Source organism: Streptomyces sp. NPDC091682 (genome assembly GCF_044756625.1).
Lineage (GTDB): Bacteria > Actinomycetota > Actinomycetes > Streptomycetales > Streptomycetaceae > Streptomyces.
Genome location: NZ_JBIVTH010000011.1, coordinates 52,908 through 69,393, shown reverse-complemented (window position 1 = coordinate 69,393; position 16,486 = coordinate 52,908). Strand labels below are relative to the sequence as shown.

Sequence of the window (16,486 nt, the reverse complement as noted above, 5' to 3'; positions counted from 1 at the left end):
CATGCTGTTCGACACCGTGACGGACGCGATCGGCGCGACCCCGCTGGTCCGGCTGCGCCTCGGCGAGGCCCGCGGCGTGGAGGTCTACGCCAAGCTGGAACTGCAGAACCTCTTCGCGATGAAGGACCGCGTCGCCCGCAACATCCTGCTGGAGGCCCGGCGACTGGGCACCCTGAAGCCGGGCGCCCCCGTCATCGAGAGCTCCTCGGGGACCATGGCCCTCGGCGTCGCCCTCGTCGGCCGCTCCCTGGGTCACGAGGTCCACATCGTCACCGATCCGCGCATCGACCCGGTCACCCTCGCCAAACTCCGCGCCCTGGGCTGCCGGGTGCACGTGGTCGAGGCGATGACCAGCCACGGCTGGCAGAGCGCCCGCCTGGAGCGGCTCGCAGAACTCCTCGACGAACTCCCCGGCGCGTTCTGGCCGCAGCAGTACACCAACCCCGACAACCCCGGCGCCTACCGCACCCTCGCCGGTGAACTCCTGGCGGATCTAGGTCAGTTCGACACCCTCGTCGGGGCCGTCGGCAGCGGCGGCTCCCTGTGCGGCACCGCACGGGCGCTGCGCGAGAGCCTCCCCGCCCTGCACGTCGTCGGCGTCGACTGCGTGGGCAGCGCCCTCTTCGGACAGCCCGACGTGCCGCAGCGGCTGCAGAGCGGGCTGGGCAACAGCCTGCTGCCCAAGAACCTGGACCGCACCCTCGTCGACGAGGTGCACTGGCTCAACGACCACGAGGCCTTCGCCGCGACCTGGGACCTCGCCCGCGAGCAGCAGATCTTCGGCGGCAACACCTCGGGCTCCGTCTACCGGGTCCTCACCGGCCTCGCCGACCGCGCCGAGCCCGGAAGCCGGATCGTCGGCATCCTGCCCGACCGCGGCGACCGCTACGCCGACACCGTCTACAACGACGAGCACTGGGACGCCCACCGGCTGGGCGAGGTGCCCACCGCCACCGCGCCGGCCGTCCTCGACCCCGAGGGGACCGCCCACACCTGGTCCGCCCTCGCCTACAGCCCGCCCGCCGGGATCCGGCGGCACCTGCTGTTCGTGGAGTCCAACACCACCGGCACCGGCATGCTGGCCCTGGACCGGGCCCGCGAACTGGGCACCGTACCCGTCCTGCTGACCGGCGACCCCGACCGCTACCGCGGCCTCGCGGACACCGGCGCCGAGGTGGTGCGCTGCGACACCAACTCCGACGCCGCCCTGCGCGCCGCCGTACAGGAGCGGTTCCGCCGCGAGGAGATCGCGGGCGTCACCACCACCAGCGACTTCTACGTACCGGCCGCCGCCCGGATCGCCCAGTGGCTCGGCCTGCCCGGCAACCCGCCCGACGCCGTGGCGCTCTGCCGCGACAAGGCCGCCCTGCGCGAGAGGCTGCGGACCGCGGACGTCCGCCAGCCCCGGTACGCCCTCGTGCACGAGCCGGCCGGGGCGGCGGAGGCCGTCGCCCGCACCGGACTGCCCTGCGTGGTCAAGCCGGCCGACGACTCGGGCTCCACCAACGTCCTGCTCTGCGCCGACGAGGCGGAGGTCCGCGCCCAGATCGAGAAGATCCTCGCGATCGACACCAACGTCCGGGGCATGCCCACCGCCCGCACCGTCCTCGTCGAGGAGTACCTGGACGCGCCGGAGTACAGCGTCGAGATGTTCAGCGGGGAGGGCCGGGCGGTGTGCGTCGGCATCACCGCCAAGTCCGTGACGGCCACCCCGCACTTCGTCGAGCACCGCCACCTCTTCCCCGCCCCGCTGCCCGCCGCCACCGCCCAGCAGATCACCGAGACGGTGACGGCGGCCCTGGACGCGGCCGGGATCCGCCTGGGAGCCACCCACACCGAGGTCAAACTGACCGCGGCCGGGCCCGCCCTCATCGAGATCAACCCGCGCCCGGCCGGCGGCATGATCCCCGAACTGATCCGACTGGCCACCGGGGTGGACCTCCTCGGGGAGCAGCTCCGCGCCGCCCTCGGCCTGCCCCCGCACCTCAAGGCCGAGGGGTCCGGCCACGCCGGGATCCAGTTCGTCCTCGCCGACGCCGACGGCACCCTCACCGCCACCCACGGCACCCGGGAGGCCGCCGCCGTCGAGGGGGTGGAGTCGGTACTGGTCACCGCCGCCCCCGGCACGCCCGTACGCAGGCCCCGCAGCGCCTCCGACCGCCTCGGGCACGTCATCGCCCGCCACCCGGAGCCGGAGGGCGTGCACGCAGCCCTCGACGCGGCGCGGGCCCTGCTCCGCCTCGACATCGAGGCCGCGCCCCGTTCCTGACCGATTCTGATTGACCGTCACTTCCCGTTCCGCGAAGCGGCCGTACGACCGTACGGCCGCCCCCGTCCCGAAAGGCGAACCGCCATGAGCAACCCCTTCGAGAACGACAACGCCACCTACGTCGTGGTCCGCAACGACGAGCTCCAGCACTCCCTGTGGCCCGCGGCCAACCCCGTCCCGGCCGGCTGGACCGTGGTGCACGGCCCCGACGGCCGGCAGGCCTGCCTGGACCACGTCGAGCGGGTCTGGACCGACATGCGCCCCGCCTCCCTGGTGGCCGCCCTCGCCGGGAACGCGCCCCGTGGCTGAGCCCGTCCGCCCCACCGGGCAGTCGGCCGACACCGGCGGAGACACCGACACGGGCGCCGACCCCGTACGCATCCTGCGCACCCTCTTCGCCGAGGTCCTCGGCCGCGCCGACGTCGGCGCGGGCCACAGCTTCACCGGGCTCGGCGGCGACAGCATCCAGGCGATCCAGGTCGTCAGCCGCGCCCGCGCGGCGGGCCTCGTCGTCAGCACCCGCGACGTGCTCCGTGCCGAGAGCGTGAGCGCGCTCGCCGCTACCGCCCTCGCCCAGGGCCGGCCGGGCGAGGGCGCCGGACCGCTCGTGCCCCCGCGCCGCCTGGGCCCGCTGGCACCCACCCCCATCATGGGCTGGCTCGCCGAACTCGGCGGCCCCGTCGACACGTACAACCAGTCGCTCGTCCTGCGCACCCCGCCGGGCTTCGGGCAGGCGGACGCCGAACGCACCGTCCAGGCCCTCCTCGACACCCACGAGATGCTCCGCCTGCGGCTGCCCGACGGGATCGGGGCCCACGGCGCCGAGCCGCTCGTACCGCCCGCCGGCTCCGTCGCCGCGGCGGACCTGCTGGACCACGTGGACGCCCGCGGGACGGGCGACGCAGAACTCCCCGCCCTGACCCGGGAGCGGATGCGAGCGGCCCGTCGGCTGCTCGCGCCCCGCGCGGGCCACATGCTGCGCGCCGTACTCCTCGACCGGGGAGCCGGACAGCAAGGACGCCTCGCGCTCGTCGTCCACCACCTCGTGGTCGACGGCGTCTCGTGGCGGATCCTCCACGACGACCTGCGGACCTGTGCGGCGGCCCTCGCCGAGGGTCGCGAGCCCGTCCTGGAACCGGCGCACACCCCCTTCGCGCACTGGGCCGACCTCCTGCGCGCGGAGGCCACCTCCGGCCGCCGGAGCGCCGAGGCCGACCGCTGGGCCGCCGCCCTGCAAGAGGCCCCGCAGGCCCTCGCCGGGGTCCGCGCGGCCGGCGGCCTCGACCCCGAAAGCCCGGACAACACCCTCACCCTGACCCTCGGGCCGGACGTGACGGGCCCCTTGCTCACCACCGCGCCCGGACTCGTCAACGGCACCGTCAACGACGTCCTGCTGACCGCCCTGGCCCTCGCCGTCCTCGGCCGGCGCAGCGCCGACGGCCGGGACACGGGTGACACGGAGGGCGCCGTCCTCGTGGACGTCGAGGGCCACGGCCGGGAGGACGTCACCGACGGCACCGACCTGTCCCGCACCGTCGGCTGGTTCACCACCGTGTTCCCCGTACGCCTCGCCCTCGGCCGACCCGACCTCGACGAGGCCCGCGCCGGCGGACCCGCGGTCGGCGCGGCCCTGCGCCTGGTCAAGGAGGAACTGCGCGCCGTACCGGACAAGGGCATCGGCTTCGGGCTGCTGCGCCACCTCAACTCCCGTACCGGGCCGGACCTCGCCGCGCGCGGCATTCCCCAGATCGGCTTCAACTACCTCGGCCGGTTCCCGATGGGCGGCGACGCCCCCTGGGACGCCGCGCCCGGGCACGCCTTCGCCCTCGACGACGCCGACGAAGGCCTGCCGATGGCCCACGCCGTGGAGGTCAACGCGGCCGCCCACGAGGGCCCGGACGGCCTCACCCTCAGCGCCACCTGGACCTGGGCGGGCAACGCCTTCCCGGGGAGTTGGGTTCACGACCTCGCGCAGGAGTGGTTCACCATGCTGCGCGCCGTCGTCACCCACGCCGCCCGCCCGGACGCCGGCGGGTTGACCCCTTCCGACGTATCCCTCGCCCAGGTCAGCCAGGCCGACCTCGACACCTTCGAATCCCAGCTCGGAGCCCTGCTGTGATCCCTCTGTCCCACGCCCAGCAGCGATTGTGGTTCCACGCCCGGGACGGCGCCGACGGCGCGCTCTACCACATCCCCGTCGGGCTGCGGCTGCGCGGCGCCCTCGACCGCCCGGCGCTGCGCGCCGCGCTCGCGGACGTGAGCGGCCGCCACGAGGCCCTGCGCACCGTCTTCCCCGACCCGGCGGGCCGCCCCCACCAGCGGGTCCTGGACCCCGCGGACGCGGGCCCGGTGCTCACCGTCACCGTCTGCCCGCCCGCCGAACGCGCCCGCCGGGCCGCCCGGGCCTCGTCCCGGCCCTTCGACCTCGCCGCCGAACCGCCCCTGCGCGCCGACCTGTTCACCGACGGGGATGAGGACCACTACCTGCTCCTGGTCCTGCACCACATCGCGGGCGACGGCCACTCCGTGAACGTCCTCGTCCGCGACCTGGCCGCCGCCTACACCGCCCGGTGCTCCGGCCGCCCGCCCGAGTGGCCCGAACTGCCCGTCCAGTACCCGGACTACGCCCTGTGGCAGCGCGAACTCCTCGGCCCGGCCCAGGACCCCGACTCCCTGCACGCCCGGCTGCTCACCCACTGGGCGGCCGCCCTGGACGGCCTGCCCGAGGAACTGGCCCTGCCCGCCGACCGGCCGCGCCCGGCCGTGGCCGGCCACCGGGGTGCAACTGTGGAGGCACGGACCGACGCCGCCGTCCACGCCGGGCTCGCCGCGCTGGCCCGGGGCGGCCGCGCCACGCCGTTCATGGCCGTCCAGGCGGCCTTCGCGGTCCTGCTCACCCGCCTCGGCGCCGGCACCGACCTGCCGCTCGGCTGCCCCGTCGACGGCCGCGACGACGAAGCCCTCACCGACCTCGTGGGCCTCTTCGTCAACACCCTGATCGTGCGCGCCGACACCTCCGGCGACCCCGCCTTCACGGAGGTGCTGGGCCGGGTGCGGTCCGCCGCCCTCGAGACGTACGCCCACCAGGAACTGCCCTTCGAATCGCTCGTCGAACGCCTCAACCCGGCCCGCTCGTCCGCCCGGCACCCGCTCTTCCAGGTCGCCGTCTCCGCCCAGCGCACCGAGCCGCAGGTCCCCGCCTTCGCGGGGCTGTCCGCGCAGATCGAGGCGGTGCGCACCGACACCGCCAAGTTCGACCTCACCCTGGAGGTCGAGGAGCTCCACGACCCGGCCACCGGAGCACCCCGGGGCCTGGCCCTCGGTCTGGAGTACGCGAGCGACCTGTTCGACGAGGCCACGGCCCGGCGCCTCCTGGACCGGCTCGTCCACCTCATCGGCGCCGTCGTCCGCGAACCGGGAACACCGATCTCCGCCCTCGACGTCCTGCTGCCCGGGGAGCGCGCCGACCTCCTGGAGCACTGGCAGGGCGCACCCGTCGCCGCCGACGACCGCACCGTCCACGCGGCCTTCGCGGAATGGGCCGCCGCCCACCCCGACCGCGCCGCCGTGCTCTGCGCCGGTCGGGAGACCACGTACGCCGAACTGGACGCCCTGGCCGACCGGATCGCCGGACGGCTGCACGCCCTCGGCGTCCGCCCGGGCGAGGCCGTCGCCGTACTGATGGACCGCTCGGCCGACCTCGTCGCCGCCTGCCTCGGCATCCTCAAGGCGGGCGCCGCCTACCTGCCGCTGGACGCGCGGGCCCCGCGCGCCCGCACCGAGGCCGTGATCACCGCGGCCGCAGCCGCCGTCCTCGTCACCGACCTCCCGGACGGCGAGCCCGTGCCGGCAGGTCCGCGCCACGTGCTGCGCCCGGACGCGGCCCCCACCGACGCGGCCGTGGCCGGCGCGCCGGCCGGGCTCCCCGGGCATCCCGAGGCGCTCGCCTACCTGATGTACACCTCCGGCTCCACGGGCACCCCCAAGGGCGTGGCCGTCTCCCACCGCGAGGTCGTCGCCCTCGCCACCGACGGGCGCTGGCGCGGCGGCGCGCACGAGCGGGTCCTGTTCCGCTCCCCGCACGCCTTCGACGCCTCCACCTACGAAATGTGGGTGCCGCTCCTGAACGGCGGCCTGGTCGTCGTCGCGCCGCCCGGCGAGCTCGACGTCGACGCGCTGGCCCGGCTGATGACCGAGGAGAAGGTCACCGGAACCTTCCTCACCGCCACCCTGTTCAACGTCCTCGCCGACCGCTGCCTGCCCGCACTCGGCACGCTGCACGAGGTGATGACCGGTGGCGAGGCGGCCTCGCCGTCCATGGTCCGCCGGGTCCGCGAGGCCTGCCCCCGCACCACCGTCACCAACGCCTACGGCCCCACCGAGACCACCACCTTCGCCGCGACCTTCGCCGTCGGCCCGGGCCAGGAGGCCCCCGACGGGCAGGTCCCCATCGGCCGTCCGCTCGACGGCACGCAGCTGCACGTCCTGGACGAGCGGCTCGGCCTCGTGGCACCCGGCGTCATCGGCGAGCTCTATATCGCGGGCGCCGGACTCGCCCAGGGCTACCTCGGCCGGGCGGCGCTGACCGCCGAACGATTCGTCGCCTGCCCGTACGGCCCCCCGGGCGCCCGCATGTACCGCACCGGCGACCTGGCCCGCTGGAACACCGACGGCCAGGTCGAGTACCTCGGCCGCGCCGACCGGCAGGTCAAGATCCGCGGACTGCGCATCGAACCCGGCGAGATCGAGCACGCCCTGGCCGGCCACCCTGCGGTGGGCCAGGCCGCCGTCACCGTCGTGGACACGGCCGCCGGACCCGCGCTCGCGGGCTACGCGGTCCCCGCCGAGGGAACTCCCGCACCCGACCCGCGGGAACTGCGCGAACACCTGCGTGCCCGGCTCCCCGACTACATGGTGCCCGCCACCCTCACCCTGCTGGACGCCTTCCCCGTGACGGCCAACGGCAAGACCGACCTGACCGCCCTGCCCGCGCCGGACCCGGCCACGGCCGGCACCGCAGGGGCCCACCAGGAGCCGCGCACCGACGACGAGCGCGCCCTGTGCGCGATCTGGGAACAGGTCCTCGGCCTGCCGCGGGTCGGCGTCCACGACAGCTTCTTCGACCTCGGCGGACACTCGCTGCTCGCCACCCGACTGCTCGCCGAGGTCACGGCGCGGTTCGGAGCCGCCGTCGGCATCCGCCAGTTCTTCACCGGCCCCACCGTCGCCGAACTGGCCGCCGCCCTGCCCGCCGCCACGGCCGCCGGCGCCGAGGACCCGCCGATCGTCCGCCGGGCCCGCCGCACCCAGACCGCCTGACCACAGAAGGACCACCACCGTGAACCACCCCCCGTCCACCCCCGCCCCTGCCGCCGCACCCGCCGCACGCTCCCTGGTCGAGGACGTCCTGCCGCTCTCCCCGCTCCAGGACGGCATCCTCTTCCACGCCCTCTTCGACGAGGAGGAACGCGACGTCTACGTCGCCCAGCTGCTCCTCGACCTCGACGGCCCCCTCGACGCGGACCGGCTGCACGCCGCCGCCGACACCGTCCTGGGACGGCACGCCAACCTCCGCGCCGGCTTCCTGCGCCGCGCCACGGGCGAGCCCGCCCAGGTCGTCCAGCGCGGCGTACGGGCCCCCTGGCAGGAGCTGGACCTGTCGGGGCTCGCCGCGGCCGAGCGCGCCGCCGCCGTCGACACCCTCCTCGCCGAGGACCGGGCCACCCGGTTCGACCTCGCCCGGCCGCCGCTGCTGCGCTTCACCCTCATCCGCACCGGCCCGCTGTCCCACCGGCTGCTGCTGACCTACCACCACATCCTGATGGACGGCTGGTCCTGGCCGGTCCTGGTGCGCGAACTCCTCGCCCTGCACCACGCCGACGACGCGCCCCTGGGCCCGGTCACCCCGTACTCCGCCTTCCTGGGCCGGCTCCAGAGCCGCGACACGACCGCCGCCCAGGACGCCTGGACCCGCGCGCTGGACGGCCTGGCGGGCGGAACCCGTACCGCGCCGGTGTCCCCGCCGCCCGGCTCGGTCCTGCCCGACCGGGTGGAGACGTACCTCCCCGAGTCCCTGACCGAGCGGCTCGGCGCCCTCGCGCGCGCCCACCGGATCACCTCCGGAACCCTGCTCCAGGGCGCGTGGGCGCTCCTGCTCGGCCGGCAGATCCGCTCCGAGGACGTGGTCTTCGGCGCCATCGTCAGCGGCCGCGACCCCGAACTGCCCGGCGTCGCCGACATCGTGGGCCTGTGCATCAACACCGTGCCGGTCCGCGTGCGGATCGACCCCGCGGAGTCCCTCGTCGCCCTGTTCGAACGGCTCCAGGACGAGCAGGCGCGGCTGATCGACCACCACCACCTGGGCCTGGTCGAGATCCAGCGGCTCGCCGGGGCGGGGGAGCTCTTCGACTCCTGCGTCGCCTTCCAGAACTACCCGGTCGACGAGGCCGGCCTCGCCGCCCTCGGCGCGGGCGGGCTCCGGGTCACCGGAGTGGACCCGTACGACGCCGCCCACTACCCGCTCTCGCTGACCGCCATCCCCGGCGACCGGCTGCGCCTGCAGATCGACTACCGGCCGGACGTCTTCGAACGGGACACCGCCCAGGCCCTGCTGGAACGGCTCGCCCGGCTCCTGGAAGCCGTCGCAGAGGACCCGTCGTGCCCGGTGGGCACCGTGGACCTGCTCTCCCCGGCCGAACGCCACCGCGTCCTGGTCGAATGGAACGACACCGCGCGCGACGAGCAGTACGCGGAGGCCGTCGAGCGCGTCCGGCAGCAGGCCGAGCGCCGCCCCGACGCCGTCGCCACCACCGACGAGGCCGGCCGCGAGCTGAGCTACGCGGCCCTCGTCGCCCGCGCCGACGCCCTCTCCCTGGCCCTCCTCGCCGACGGCGTGCGCCCCGGCGACCTGGTCGCGGTGCTGAGCGAGCCCACCGCCCGGGTCCCCGTCGCGATGCTCGGCATCCTGGGCTCCGGAGCGGCCTACGTCCCCCTCGACCCCGAGGGCCCCGTCACCCGTACCGCCGACCTGCTCGCGAGCGGCGGGATCGCCCGCCTGCTGGCCGCCCCCGAACAGCGCGCCCGCGCCGAGGAGATCGCCGCCGCCGTCCCCGGCGGCCTGCCCGTCCTGGTCATCGACGACGAGGCCGCCGCCGCCCCGGGCGAGCGGCCGGAGCCGGCCGGCGGACCGGACGCCCTCGCCTACGTCTGCTTCACCTCGGGCTCCACCGGCAAGCCCAAGGGCGCCATGGTCCACCGCCGGGGCATGAACAACCACCTCCTGGCCAAGGTCGAGGACCTCGGCCTCGGCGACGGCGACCGCGTGGTGATGAACGCCCCGCTCACCTTCGACATCTCCGTGTGGCAGATGCTCGCCCCGCTGATCACCGGCGGACAGGTCCACCTGGTCACCCGGGACACCGCCCGCGACCCGGCCGCCCTCTTCGACGACGCCGCCCGCCGCGGGATCACGGTCCTGGAGACCGTGCCCTCCTTCGTGCGCGCCGCCGTCGACCTGTGGGACACCGGTGCGCTGCCGCCGGCCCTGCCCGAACTGCGCTGGTTCATCGTCAACGGCGAGGTGCTGCCGCCCGAACTGTGCACCCGCTGGTACGCGCGCCACCCGAAGGCCGCGATCGTCAACGCCTACGGCCTCACCGAATGCTCCGACGACAACACCCACGCCTTCATCGGCCCCGACGTGCACGCCCAGTTGGAGCACGGCCGGCTGCCCGTCGGCCGCCCGCTGCGCAACAACACCCTCTACCTGTTGGACGCCGCGCTCGCCCCCGTACCGCCCGGCGTGCCCGGCGAACTCTTCATCGGCGGTACCGGCGTGGGCCCCGGCTACCTGCGCGACCCGCGCCGCTCCAGCGAGCGCTACGTCCCCGACCCATTCAGCGCCGAACCGGGCAGCCGCATGTACCGCACCGGCGACCTCGCCCGGATGCGGGCCGACGGCCAGCTCGACTTCCTCGGCCGCCAGGACCACCAGGTCAAGGTCCGCGGCAACCGCATCGAACTGGGCGAGGTGGAGACCGCGCTGCGCGCCGTACCGGGCGTCGGCGAGGCCGTCGTCGCCGTCGACCGAGACCACGCGGGCCAGCAGCGGCTCATCTGCTACTTCACCGGCACGCCCACCGCCGAGGAGGTCCGCACCGAACTGGGTCGGAGCCTGCCCAACTACATGGTCCCGTCGCTGTTCCTGCACCTGCCGCAGTTCCCGCTGACCGTCAACGGCAAGTTGGACCGCAAGGCGCTCCCCGACCCGGCCACCGTGCACCGGCCGGCCGGCCGGCTGCCCGCCACGCCCGCAGAAAAGACGGTCTGCGAGATCTTCGCCTCCGTCCTCGGCCTCCAGGAGGCGGGCATGGACGACGACTTCTTCGCCCACGGCGGCCACTCGCTGCTCGCCACCCGGCTGGCCGGGCGCATCGGCACGGAGCTGGGCGTACGACTGGGCATCCGCGACCTCTTCGAGACGCCCACCCCCGCCGGCATCGCCGCCCGCCTGGCCGGGGCCGCTACCGCACCCGCCCGCCCCGCCCTGCGCCCCCGCCCCCGCGACCGGGCCTGACCGGACGTGACCGCGCGTTCAGACGGCCCGAAGGCTCCTGAACGCGCGGTCACGCACCGCGCCCCACGAAGAGCCCGCCCGCACCTCCCAGGAGACACCACCACCATGAGCCCCACCGAGACCACCCCCGTGCCCCTGCGCATCGCGCACCGGGCCGGGCTCACACCCGAGGCCATCGCGGTCCGCGCGCCCGAAGGGGAGCTGACGTACCGCCAGTTCGACCGGCGGGCGCGCGCGGTGGCCGAGGAACTGCGCGCCGCCGGCGCCGGGCCGGAGGACACCGTGCTCCTGGGGGTGCGCCGGGGCGCCCACTGGGCGGTGGGGCTGCTGGGGATCTGGTACGCGGGAGCGGCCCCCCTCCTGGTGGACCTCGACGCCCCCGACGAGCGGCTGCGCACCCTGCTGCGGGCCGCCGGGACCCGGCACGCGGTCGCGCAGGACACCCACGCGGCGGCGATGCTGCAACGCCGCACCGGGAGCGAGCTGTTCTGGGCCTCCACCTCGACCGCGGCGCCCGCCTCCGAGGCCCGGCCCGCCGGCATCGCGCCCGGCTCCCTCGCCTACGTGCTCTTCACCTCCGGCTCCACCGGGCAGCCCAAGCCCGTGGCGGTCGGCCACGCCGGACTCGCCGCACAGGTCGCCACCCTCGCCGGACGCTACGGGTTGACCGCGGGGGACGCGGTCCTGCAGTTCGCCGCCCCCGCCTTCGACGTCAGCCTGGAGGAGGCCCTGCCCACCTGGTGCACGGGCGGCACGGCCGTCTTCGTCAAGGACAACGTCCTCTCGCCCGCCGAACTGGAGCCGTTCCTCGACGCGGAGCGGATCAGCGTCGTCAACCTGCCCACCCCGTACTGGTCGCAATGGGCCAAGGACCTGGAGCGCGCCCCCCGGCCGCTGCCGTCCGCACTGCGCCGCGTGGTGATCGGCAGCGACGCGGGCCGCACCGCGGACCTGACGCGCTGGACGGCCGCCGACCACCCCCCGGTGATCAGCTGCTACGGCCTCACCGAGTCCACGATCACCGCCACCTCCTACGAGCCGGGACCGGCCGAACTGGCCGGCTTCGCGGGCGACGAGCTGATCCCGCTCGGCGCACCGCTGGCCGGCGTGCGCGCCTACGTCCTCGACGAGGAGCTGCGCGAGGCGCCCCCCGGCGCCGCGGGCGAGCTCTACCTGGCGGGTTCCTGCCTGGCGCGCGGCTACCACGGCCGGCCGGGGCTGACCTCCGAGCGGTTCGTCGCCGACCCCTTCACCGACGCCCCGGGCGAGCGCATGTACCGCACGGGCGACCGCGTCACCCGCGCGCCCGGCGGCCCGCTCGTCTTCCTCGGCCGCGCCGACGACCAGGTCAAGATCCGCGGCCACCGGGTCGAACTCAAGGAGGTGGAGGCGGCCGTGGCCACCCACCCCGACGTCGTCGACGTGGTCGCCCGCGCCGCCCGGGCGGCCGACGGCCCGCAGCTGGTCGCCTGGGCCGCCGTCACCCCCGGCAGCTCCCTCACCCCGGACGCCCTGCGCCGGCACCTTCTGGCCAAGGTGCCGGGGTACCTCGTACCGGCCGTGGTGACACTGATGGACCGGCTGCCACGGACCCCGGGCGGCAAGCTCGACCCCAGGGCGCTCCCCGCGCCGGACCCCCGATGAATCAGCAGCCCGCGGACCCGGTCCGCGACCAGACAAGGAACGCACCCGTGTCCGTCACCACCGAAGAGTCCGCCGAGCCGGCGGGGTCCGCCGAGTCCGTCCAGGCCGTCCAGCGCCGCCGGCGCAGGGACTTCCGGCTCTTCATGTCCTCGCACATCTGCAACGAGCTGGGCGGCAGCATCACATACGTGGCCCTGCCGCTGATGGCGGTGCTCACCCTCGACGCCTCGGCGTGGCAGGCAGGACTGCTGTCCGCCGCGGAACACGCGGCGTTCCTGCTGCTGGGACTGCCCGCCGGGGCCTGGGTGGACCGGATGCGCAAGCGTCGCGTGATGATGGCCGCCGACCTGGCGCGCGCCGTCCTGCTGACGGCGCTGCCGGTGGCCTACCTGCTGGACCTGCACTCGATGCCGCTGCTGTACGCGGTCGCCCTGCTGCTCGGCTGCGCCCGGCTGTTCGGGGACGTCGCCGACCAGAGCTATCTGCCGACCCTCATCGGCAAGGACACCCTGATCGCGGGGAACTCGAAGCTGGAGACCGTGCGGTCGGGGGCGGAGTTCGCCGGCCCCGGCATCGCCGGCTTCCTGGTGCAACTGCTGGGCGCGGCCGGAACGCTGGCCGGGCAGGCGGTCACCTCACTGGTGTCCGTGGTGCTGCTGGGGCGGATCGAGGCCCGGGAGCCGAAGCCGGAACCCGCCCCGCGCCGGCACCTGCTGCGCGACATCCGGGAGGGCCTGGGCTACGTCCTCAGCCACCGGATCCTGCGGCTGATCGCCCTGAACACGGCTGCCGTGAACCTGTTCCTCAGTGCGGTGATGGCCATCGAGGTGCTCTTCCTGACCCGCACCGTGGGGCTGCCGCCCGCGGCCATCGGCTGGGTGCTGACGACGGCCACGATCGGCTCGGTGCTCGCGGCCACCGCCGCGGACCGGGTGACCCGGGCCGTCGGCGCGGCCCGGCTCACGTGGCTGTCCCTGTTGGTGACCATGCCCTTCGGGCTGCTGCTCCCGCTCGCCGAAGACGACTGGCGGATCGGGCTGTTCGTGCTCGGCTCGCTCGTCCAGTCGGCCGGCGTCACCCTGTACAACATCTGCCAGGTCACCTACCGGCAGACGGTCTGCCCGCCGCACCTGCTCGGCCGGATGACGGCCACCATGCGCTTCCTGGTGTGGGGCGTACTGCCCCTGAGCGGTCTGCTGGCGGGGCTCCTCGGCGAACTGCTGGGCGTGCGCAACGCGCTGTGGCTGTGCGCCGGGGCCCTGTCGGCGGCCCCGCTGGTCCTGCTCTGTTCCCCGCTGCGGCGGATGCGCGAGTTCGAGGACGATGCCCCGGAGGTGGGGAACGAGGTCGGGGCCGAGGCCTCGCGGCCGGCTCAGTAGCCCATGCGGAAGGCGATGTGGGTGAGCTGGGTCCGGTTCACCGCGCCGGTCTTGCTGCGCAGCCGGCGCAGGTAGGTGTCGACCGTGTGCGGGCTCAGTCCCATCCGGCAGGCGATCATCCGGTACGTGTCCCCCTGCGCGAGGTAGGCGAGCACCTCCTGCTCGCGGGGGGTCAGGGCGGGCAGCTCCGGTGCGCGGGCGGTGAGCGTGGTGTGCAGCATGTGAGGCTCCGGATTCCGGATCGAAGGTGGAGAGGAGCAGCGGGGCCGGCGCCCCCGGTGACGGTGCGATCACTTGGGGTGTGATCGCACCGTTTCGGACGTCCGGGGCCTGAAGTGGCCGGACACCCGCTGCTGTTCGTCGGGTACAGCCTTTCGCCCTGCATATCCTGGCGCCAGGGGGCGGGCACCTCACCAAAGTGCCTGGCAGTAAAGCGACCAGGGGCAAAAAAGGCAAAGTGGGGCAATGCAAACATCTGACGTGGTGCCGGATCCGAACAGCGCTGATGTTGACATCGATGTCTACGGCTGGGTGCTCGAGCACCGCACGGTGGACGTGGACGCGGTGGCCGTCGGTACGGGGCACGACGCGGACGAGGTCCGGAGCAGCGTGTCACGCCTGCGCGCCGCACGTCTGCTGCACGTGAGCCCGATCGACCCGTCGGTGGCCTTCGCGGTGGCCCCGGACACGGCCGCCGAGCAGCTCGTCGCGCCCCTGGAGGCGCAGATCCGCGAGCAGCAGCGGGAGATCAGCGGGATCCGCGAGGACCTGGGGCGCTTCCTGCCGCACTACCTGGGCCGCCGCTCCACGGGGGAGTCGCTGGAGGTCCTGGAAAGCCTGGAGGACGTGCGCGGGGCACTCAACCGGGCCTCCCTCAACTGCACCACCGAGATGCTCAGCTCGCAGCCCGGGGGTGGCAGCAGGGTGCCGGAGGCGATGCAGGAGGCGCTGCGGCGGGACGAGACGATGCTCCAGCGGGGGATATCGATCCGCACCCTCTACCACCACACCGCCCGCTTCAACGGGCCGAGCCAGGCCTACGTCGCCGCCACCTCCGTGCTGGGGGCGCAGTACCGCACCGCGCACGAGCTGTTCGGCCGGCTCATCGCCTTCGACCGGGAACTGGCCTTCATACCCGTCTCCGACGGTAGCTGGGGCGCCGTGGTCATACGCGAGCCGTCGACCGTCGCGTACCTGTGCAACATCTTCGACCAGACCTGGGACCTGGCCTCGCCGTTCTCGGCCGCGGCGGGCCAGGGGCTCGAAGAGGTGGCCCGGGAGATCCACGAGACGATCATCCGGCTGCTCGCGGCCGGGCTGAAGGACGAGGCCATAGCGCGGCGCCTGGGCATGTCGCTGCGCACGGCCCGGCGCCACATCGCCGACATCATGCAGGAGCTGGGTGCGGGCAGCCGGTTCCAGGCCGGTGTGGCCGCCGCCGCGCGCGGCCTGCTGGACCTGGAGGCGGAGGCGGACGACGCCCCGGCACAGCCCTCCTGACCTGGTGTCACGCGTTTTCGTGTCTGTCGTGGCCGGCGGGCGTGTCGCATGCTGCTGAGATGGGAGCTGTGGAGCCGCCGAACAAGAGGGGCACGTAATGGACATGCCGGACGAAGCCTGCGAACGGGAGGCCCCGCACCTGCGGGAGATCGTCCTGTTCCTCTCGGTCCACCTGGACCGGGCGCCGGGTGTGCTGTGGCCCGAGTACGACAACCCGGCGTTCGGCGATGCCGATGACGCCGATGATGCAGAGGGAGCCGAGGGCGCCGGGGCGAGTCCGACGGGTGGTGGTGTGTGCCCGGCGCAGGTGGACCGGTTCACCGCCGAACTGGCCTCCCTGACCGGTCTGTCCGTCCGGCTGGACCGGGTGGAGACGGCCGGGGCCGCCCCGGGCGTCGGTGTCGACGCGGTCTGGACCGGACAGCCCGGGGACCGGGAGCACCTGCTGATCCACCAGATCGCCGGCGCCGTGACCTGGCAGCTGACCGGGACCGGCGAGAGCGGTCGACCGGAGTCCTTCCAGTGCCGGCTACTGCCCGGCGAGCTGTTGTACGTACCGGCCCGGTGGTCGCGCAGGTGCGTCGGTGCGCCGCAGGCGCAGTACGCCGTCATCTCCCTCAACGGTGCGGGTGACTGACGGCTCGGTGCACGGAAAGGGGGGAGGGAGGATCGCGCCGCGATCCTCCCTCCCCCCTTTCCGTCCGGCCCTCACGGGCCGGTGCGATCAGCCGCCCCAGGAGCTGTCGTTGATGTCGCGCAGCCGGCCGTTCGTCGTGGTGCCGACCGTCACCACCCGGCCGCTGGGCGTCACGATCTGACCCGGCGTCTGGGTGGTGGCGGTGGTGCCCTCGCCGCCGGTGGTGGTCGTCACGGTGGTCGCGTCCGAGGTGCCGTCGGCGGCCTGAGCGGCGCCGGCGGGCAGCAGCAGCGCGGCCGCGGTCACGGACAGGGCGATGACGTAACGCTTGAGCATGGGATCCCCAGGAGTACGAGCGGTCTGGTCTCGGCGCGAACCACTTTGTGGGCCGTCCGCGCCGGTCGGTGCAGGACCAACCTTGCCGTGCGCCGGGCACTTCGGTGATCGATCAGACTGTTCATCAAGCTGCCTGGCGCGATGGT

Annotated in this window: 11 protein-coding genes; 9 read left to right on the top strand and 2 right to left on the bottom strand. The window is 74.5% G+C overall.

Features of this window, described 5'->3' with window-relative positions; translation table 11 throughout:
- Window position 1: 1 nt before the first annotated feature.
- The 7 genes from ACIQK6_RS24915 to ACIQK6_RS24885 all read left to right on the top strand — a co-directional run bounded on the left by ACIQK6_RS24915 (window position 2) and on the right by ACIQK6_RS24885 (window position 13,867).
- The gene (locus ACIQK6_RS24915; protein WP_329097085.1) at window positions 2-2,269 is read left to right on the top strand and encodes a pyridoxal-phosphate dependent enzyme; all 2,268 of its coding nucleotides are present in this window, start codon (window positions 2-4) and stop codon (window positions 2,267-2,269) included.
- An 84-nt stretch (window positions 2,270-2,353) separates the two neighbouring features.
- Entirely contained in the window at window positions 2,354-2,578 is a 225-nt protein-coding gene (locus ACIQK6_RS24910) for an MbtH family protein (protein WP_189741799.1), read from the top strand.
- Entirely contained in the window at window positions 2,571-4,388 is a 1,818-nt protein-coding gene (locus ACIQK6_RS24905; RefSeq protein ID WP_402695491.1) for a condensation domain-containing protein, read from the top strand. Before ACIQK6_RS24910 ends, ACIQK6_RS24905 begins: the two co-directional genes overlap by 8 nt.
- On the top strand, window positions 4,385-7,588 hold the full coding sequence (locus ACIQK6_RS24900) for an amino acid adenylation domain-containing protein (protein WP_402695490.1): 3,204 nt from the start codon (window positions 4,385-4,387) through the stop codon (window positions 7,586-7,588). Before ACIQK6_RS24905 ends, ACIQK6_RS24900 begins: the two co-directional genes overlap by 4 nt.
- A gap of 19 nt (window positions 7,589-7,607) precedes the next feature.
- Window positions 7,608-10,844 carry an amino acid adenylation domain-containing protein gene (locus ACIQK6_RS24895; RefSeq protein ID WP_402695489.1) on the top strand — a complete coding sequence of 1,079 codons (3,237 nt, stop codon included), beginning with the start codon at window positions 7,608-7,610 and terminating at the stop codon, window positions 10,842-10,844.
- A 105-nt stretch (window positions 10,845-10,949) separates the two neighbouring features.
- Window positions 10,950-12,488, top strand: coding sequence for an amino acid adenylation domain-containing protein (locus ACIQK6_RS24890; protein ID WP_329097077.1), 1,539 nt, complete (start codon window positions 10,950-10,952; stop codon window positions 12,486-12,488).
- Window positions 12,489-12,535: 47 nt separating this feature from the next.
- Window positions 12,536-13,867 (top strand): MFS transporter, encoded by a 1,332-nt coding sequence (locus ACIQK6_RS24885; protein WP_329097075.1) that lies wholly within the window; start codon window positions 12,536-12,538, stop codon window positions 13,865-13,867.
- Here the strand turns inward: ACIQK6_RS24885 and ACIQK6_RS24880 are convergent.
- Window positions 13,861-14,088, bottom strand: coding sequence for a response regulator transcription factor (locus ACIQK6_RS24880; RefSeq protein ID WP_030716619.1), 228 nt, complete (start codon window positions 14,086-14,088; stop codon window positions 13,861-13,863). The genes ACIQK6_RS24885 and ACIQK6_RS24880 overlap by 7 nt on opposite strands.
- Before the next feature lie 244 nt (window positions 14,089-14,332).
- On the opposite strand from ACIQK6_RS24880, the gene ACIQK6_RS24875 reads away from it, so the two are divergent.
- Together ACIQK6_RS24875 and ACIQK6_RS24870 are read left to right on the top strand one after the other, a co-directional pair.
- Complete coding sequence (locus tag ACIQK6_RS24875; protein WP_402695488.1) at window positions 14,333-15,367, top strand: LuxR C-terminal-related transcriptional regulator; 1,035 nt, start codon at window positions 14,333-14,335, stop codon at window positions 15,365-15,367.
- A gap of 97 nt (window positions 15,368-15,464) precedes the next feature.
- Entirely contained in the window at window positions 15,465-16,004 is a 540-nt protein-coding gene (locus ACIQK6_RS24870; protein ID WP_329097070.1) for a hypothetical protein, read from the top strand.
- 87 nt (window positions 16,005-16,091) lie between these two features.
- Here ACIQK6_RS24870 and ACIQK6_RS24865 read toward each other — a convergent pair whose 3' ends face one another.
- Window positions 16,092-16,340, bottom strand: coding sequence for a hypothetical protein (locus tag ACIQK6_RS24865; RefSeq protein ID WP_329097068.1), 249 nt, complete (start codon window positions 16,338-16,340; stop codon window positions 16,092-16,094).
- Between the last annotated feature and the right edge of the window lie 146 nt (window positions 16,341-16,486).

Excerpts from the sequence above, each read along its gene's own strand:
- ACIQK6_RS24915 (WP_329097085.1), top strand. The coding sequence starts at position 2 with ATGCTGTTCGACACCGTGACGGACGCGATCGGCGCGACCCCGCTGGTC.
- ACIQK6_RS24910 (WP_189741799.1), top strand. The coding sequence starts at position 2,354 with ATGAGCAACCCCTTCGAGAACGACAACGCCACCTACGTCGTGGTCCGC.
- ACIQK6_RS24890 (WP_329097077.1), top strand. The coding sequence starts at position 10,950 with ATGAGCCCCACCGAGACCACCCCCGTGCCCCTGCGCATCGCGCACCGG.
- ACIQK6_RS24880 (WP_030716619.1), bottom strand. The coding sequence starts at position 14,088 with ATGCTGCACACCACGCTCACCGCCCGCGCACCGGAGCTGCCCGCCCTG.
- ACIQK6_RS24875 (WP_402695488.1), top strand. The coding sequence starts at position 14,333 with ATGCAAACATCTGACGTGGTGCCGGATCCGAACAGCGCTGATGTTGAC.
- ACIQK6_RS24870 (WP_329097070.1), top strand. The coding sequence starts at position 15,465 with ATGGACATGCCGGACGAAGCCTGCGAACGGGAGGCCCCGCACCTGCGG.
- ACIQK6_RS24865 (WP_329097068.1), bottom strand. The coding sequence starts at position 16,340 with ATGCTCAAGCGTTACGTCATCGCCCTGTCCGTGACCGCGGCCGCGCTG.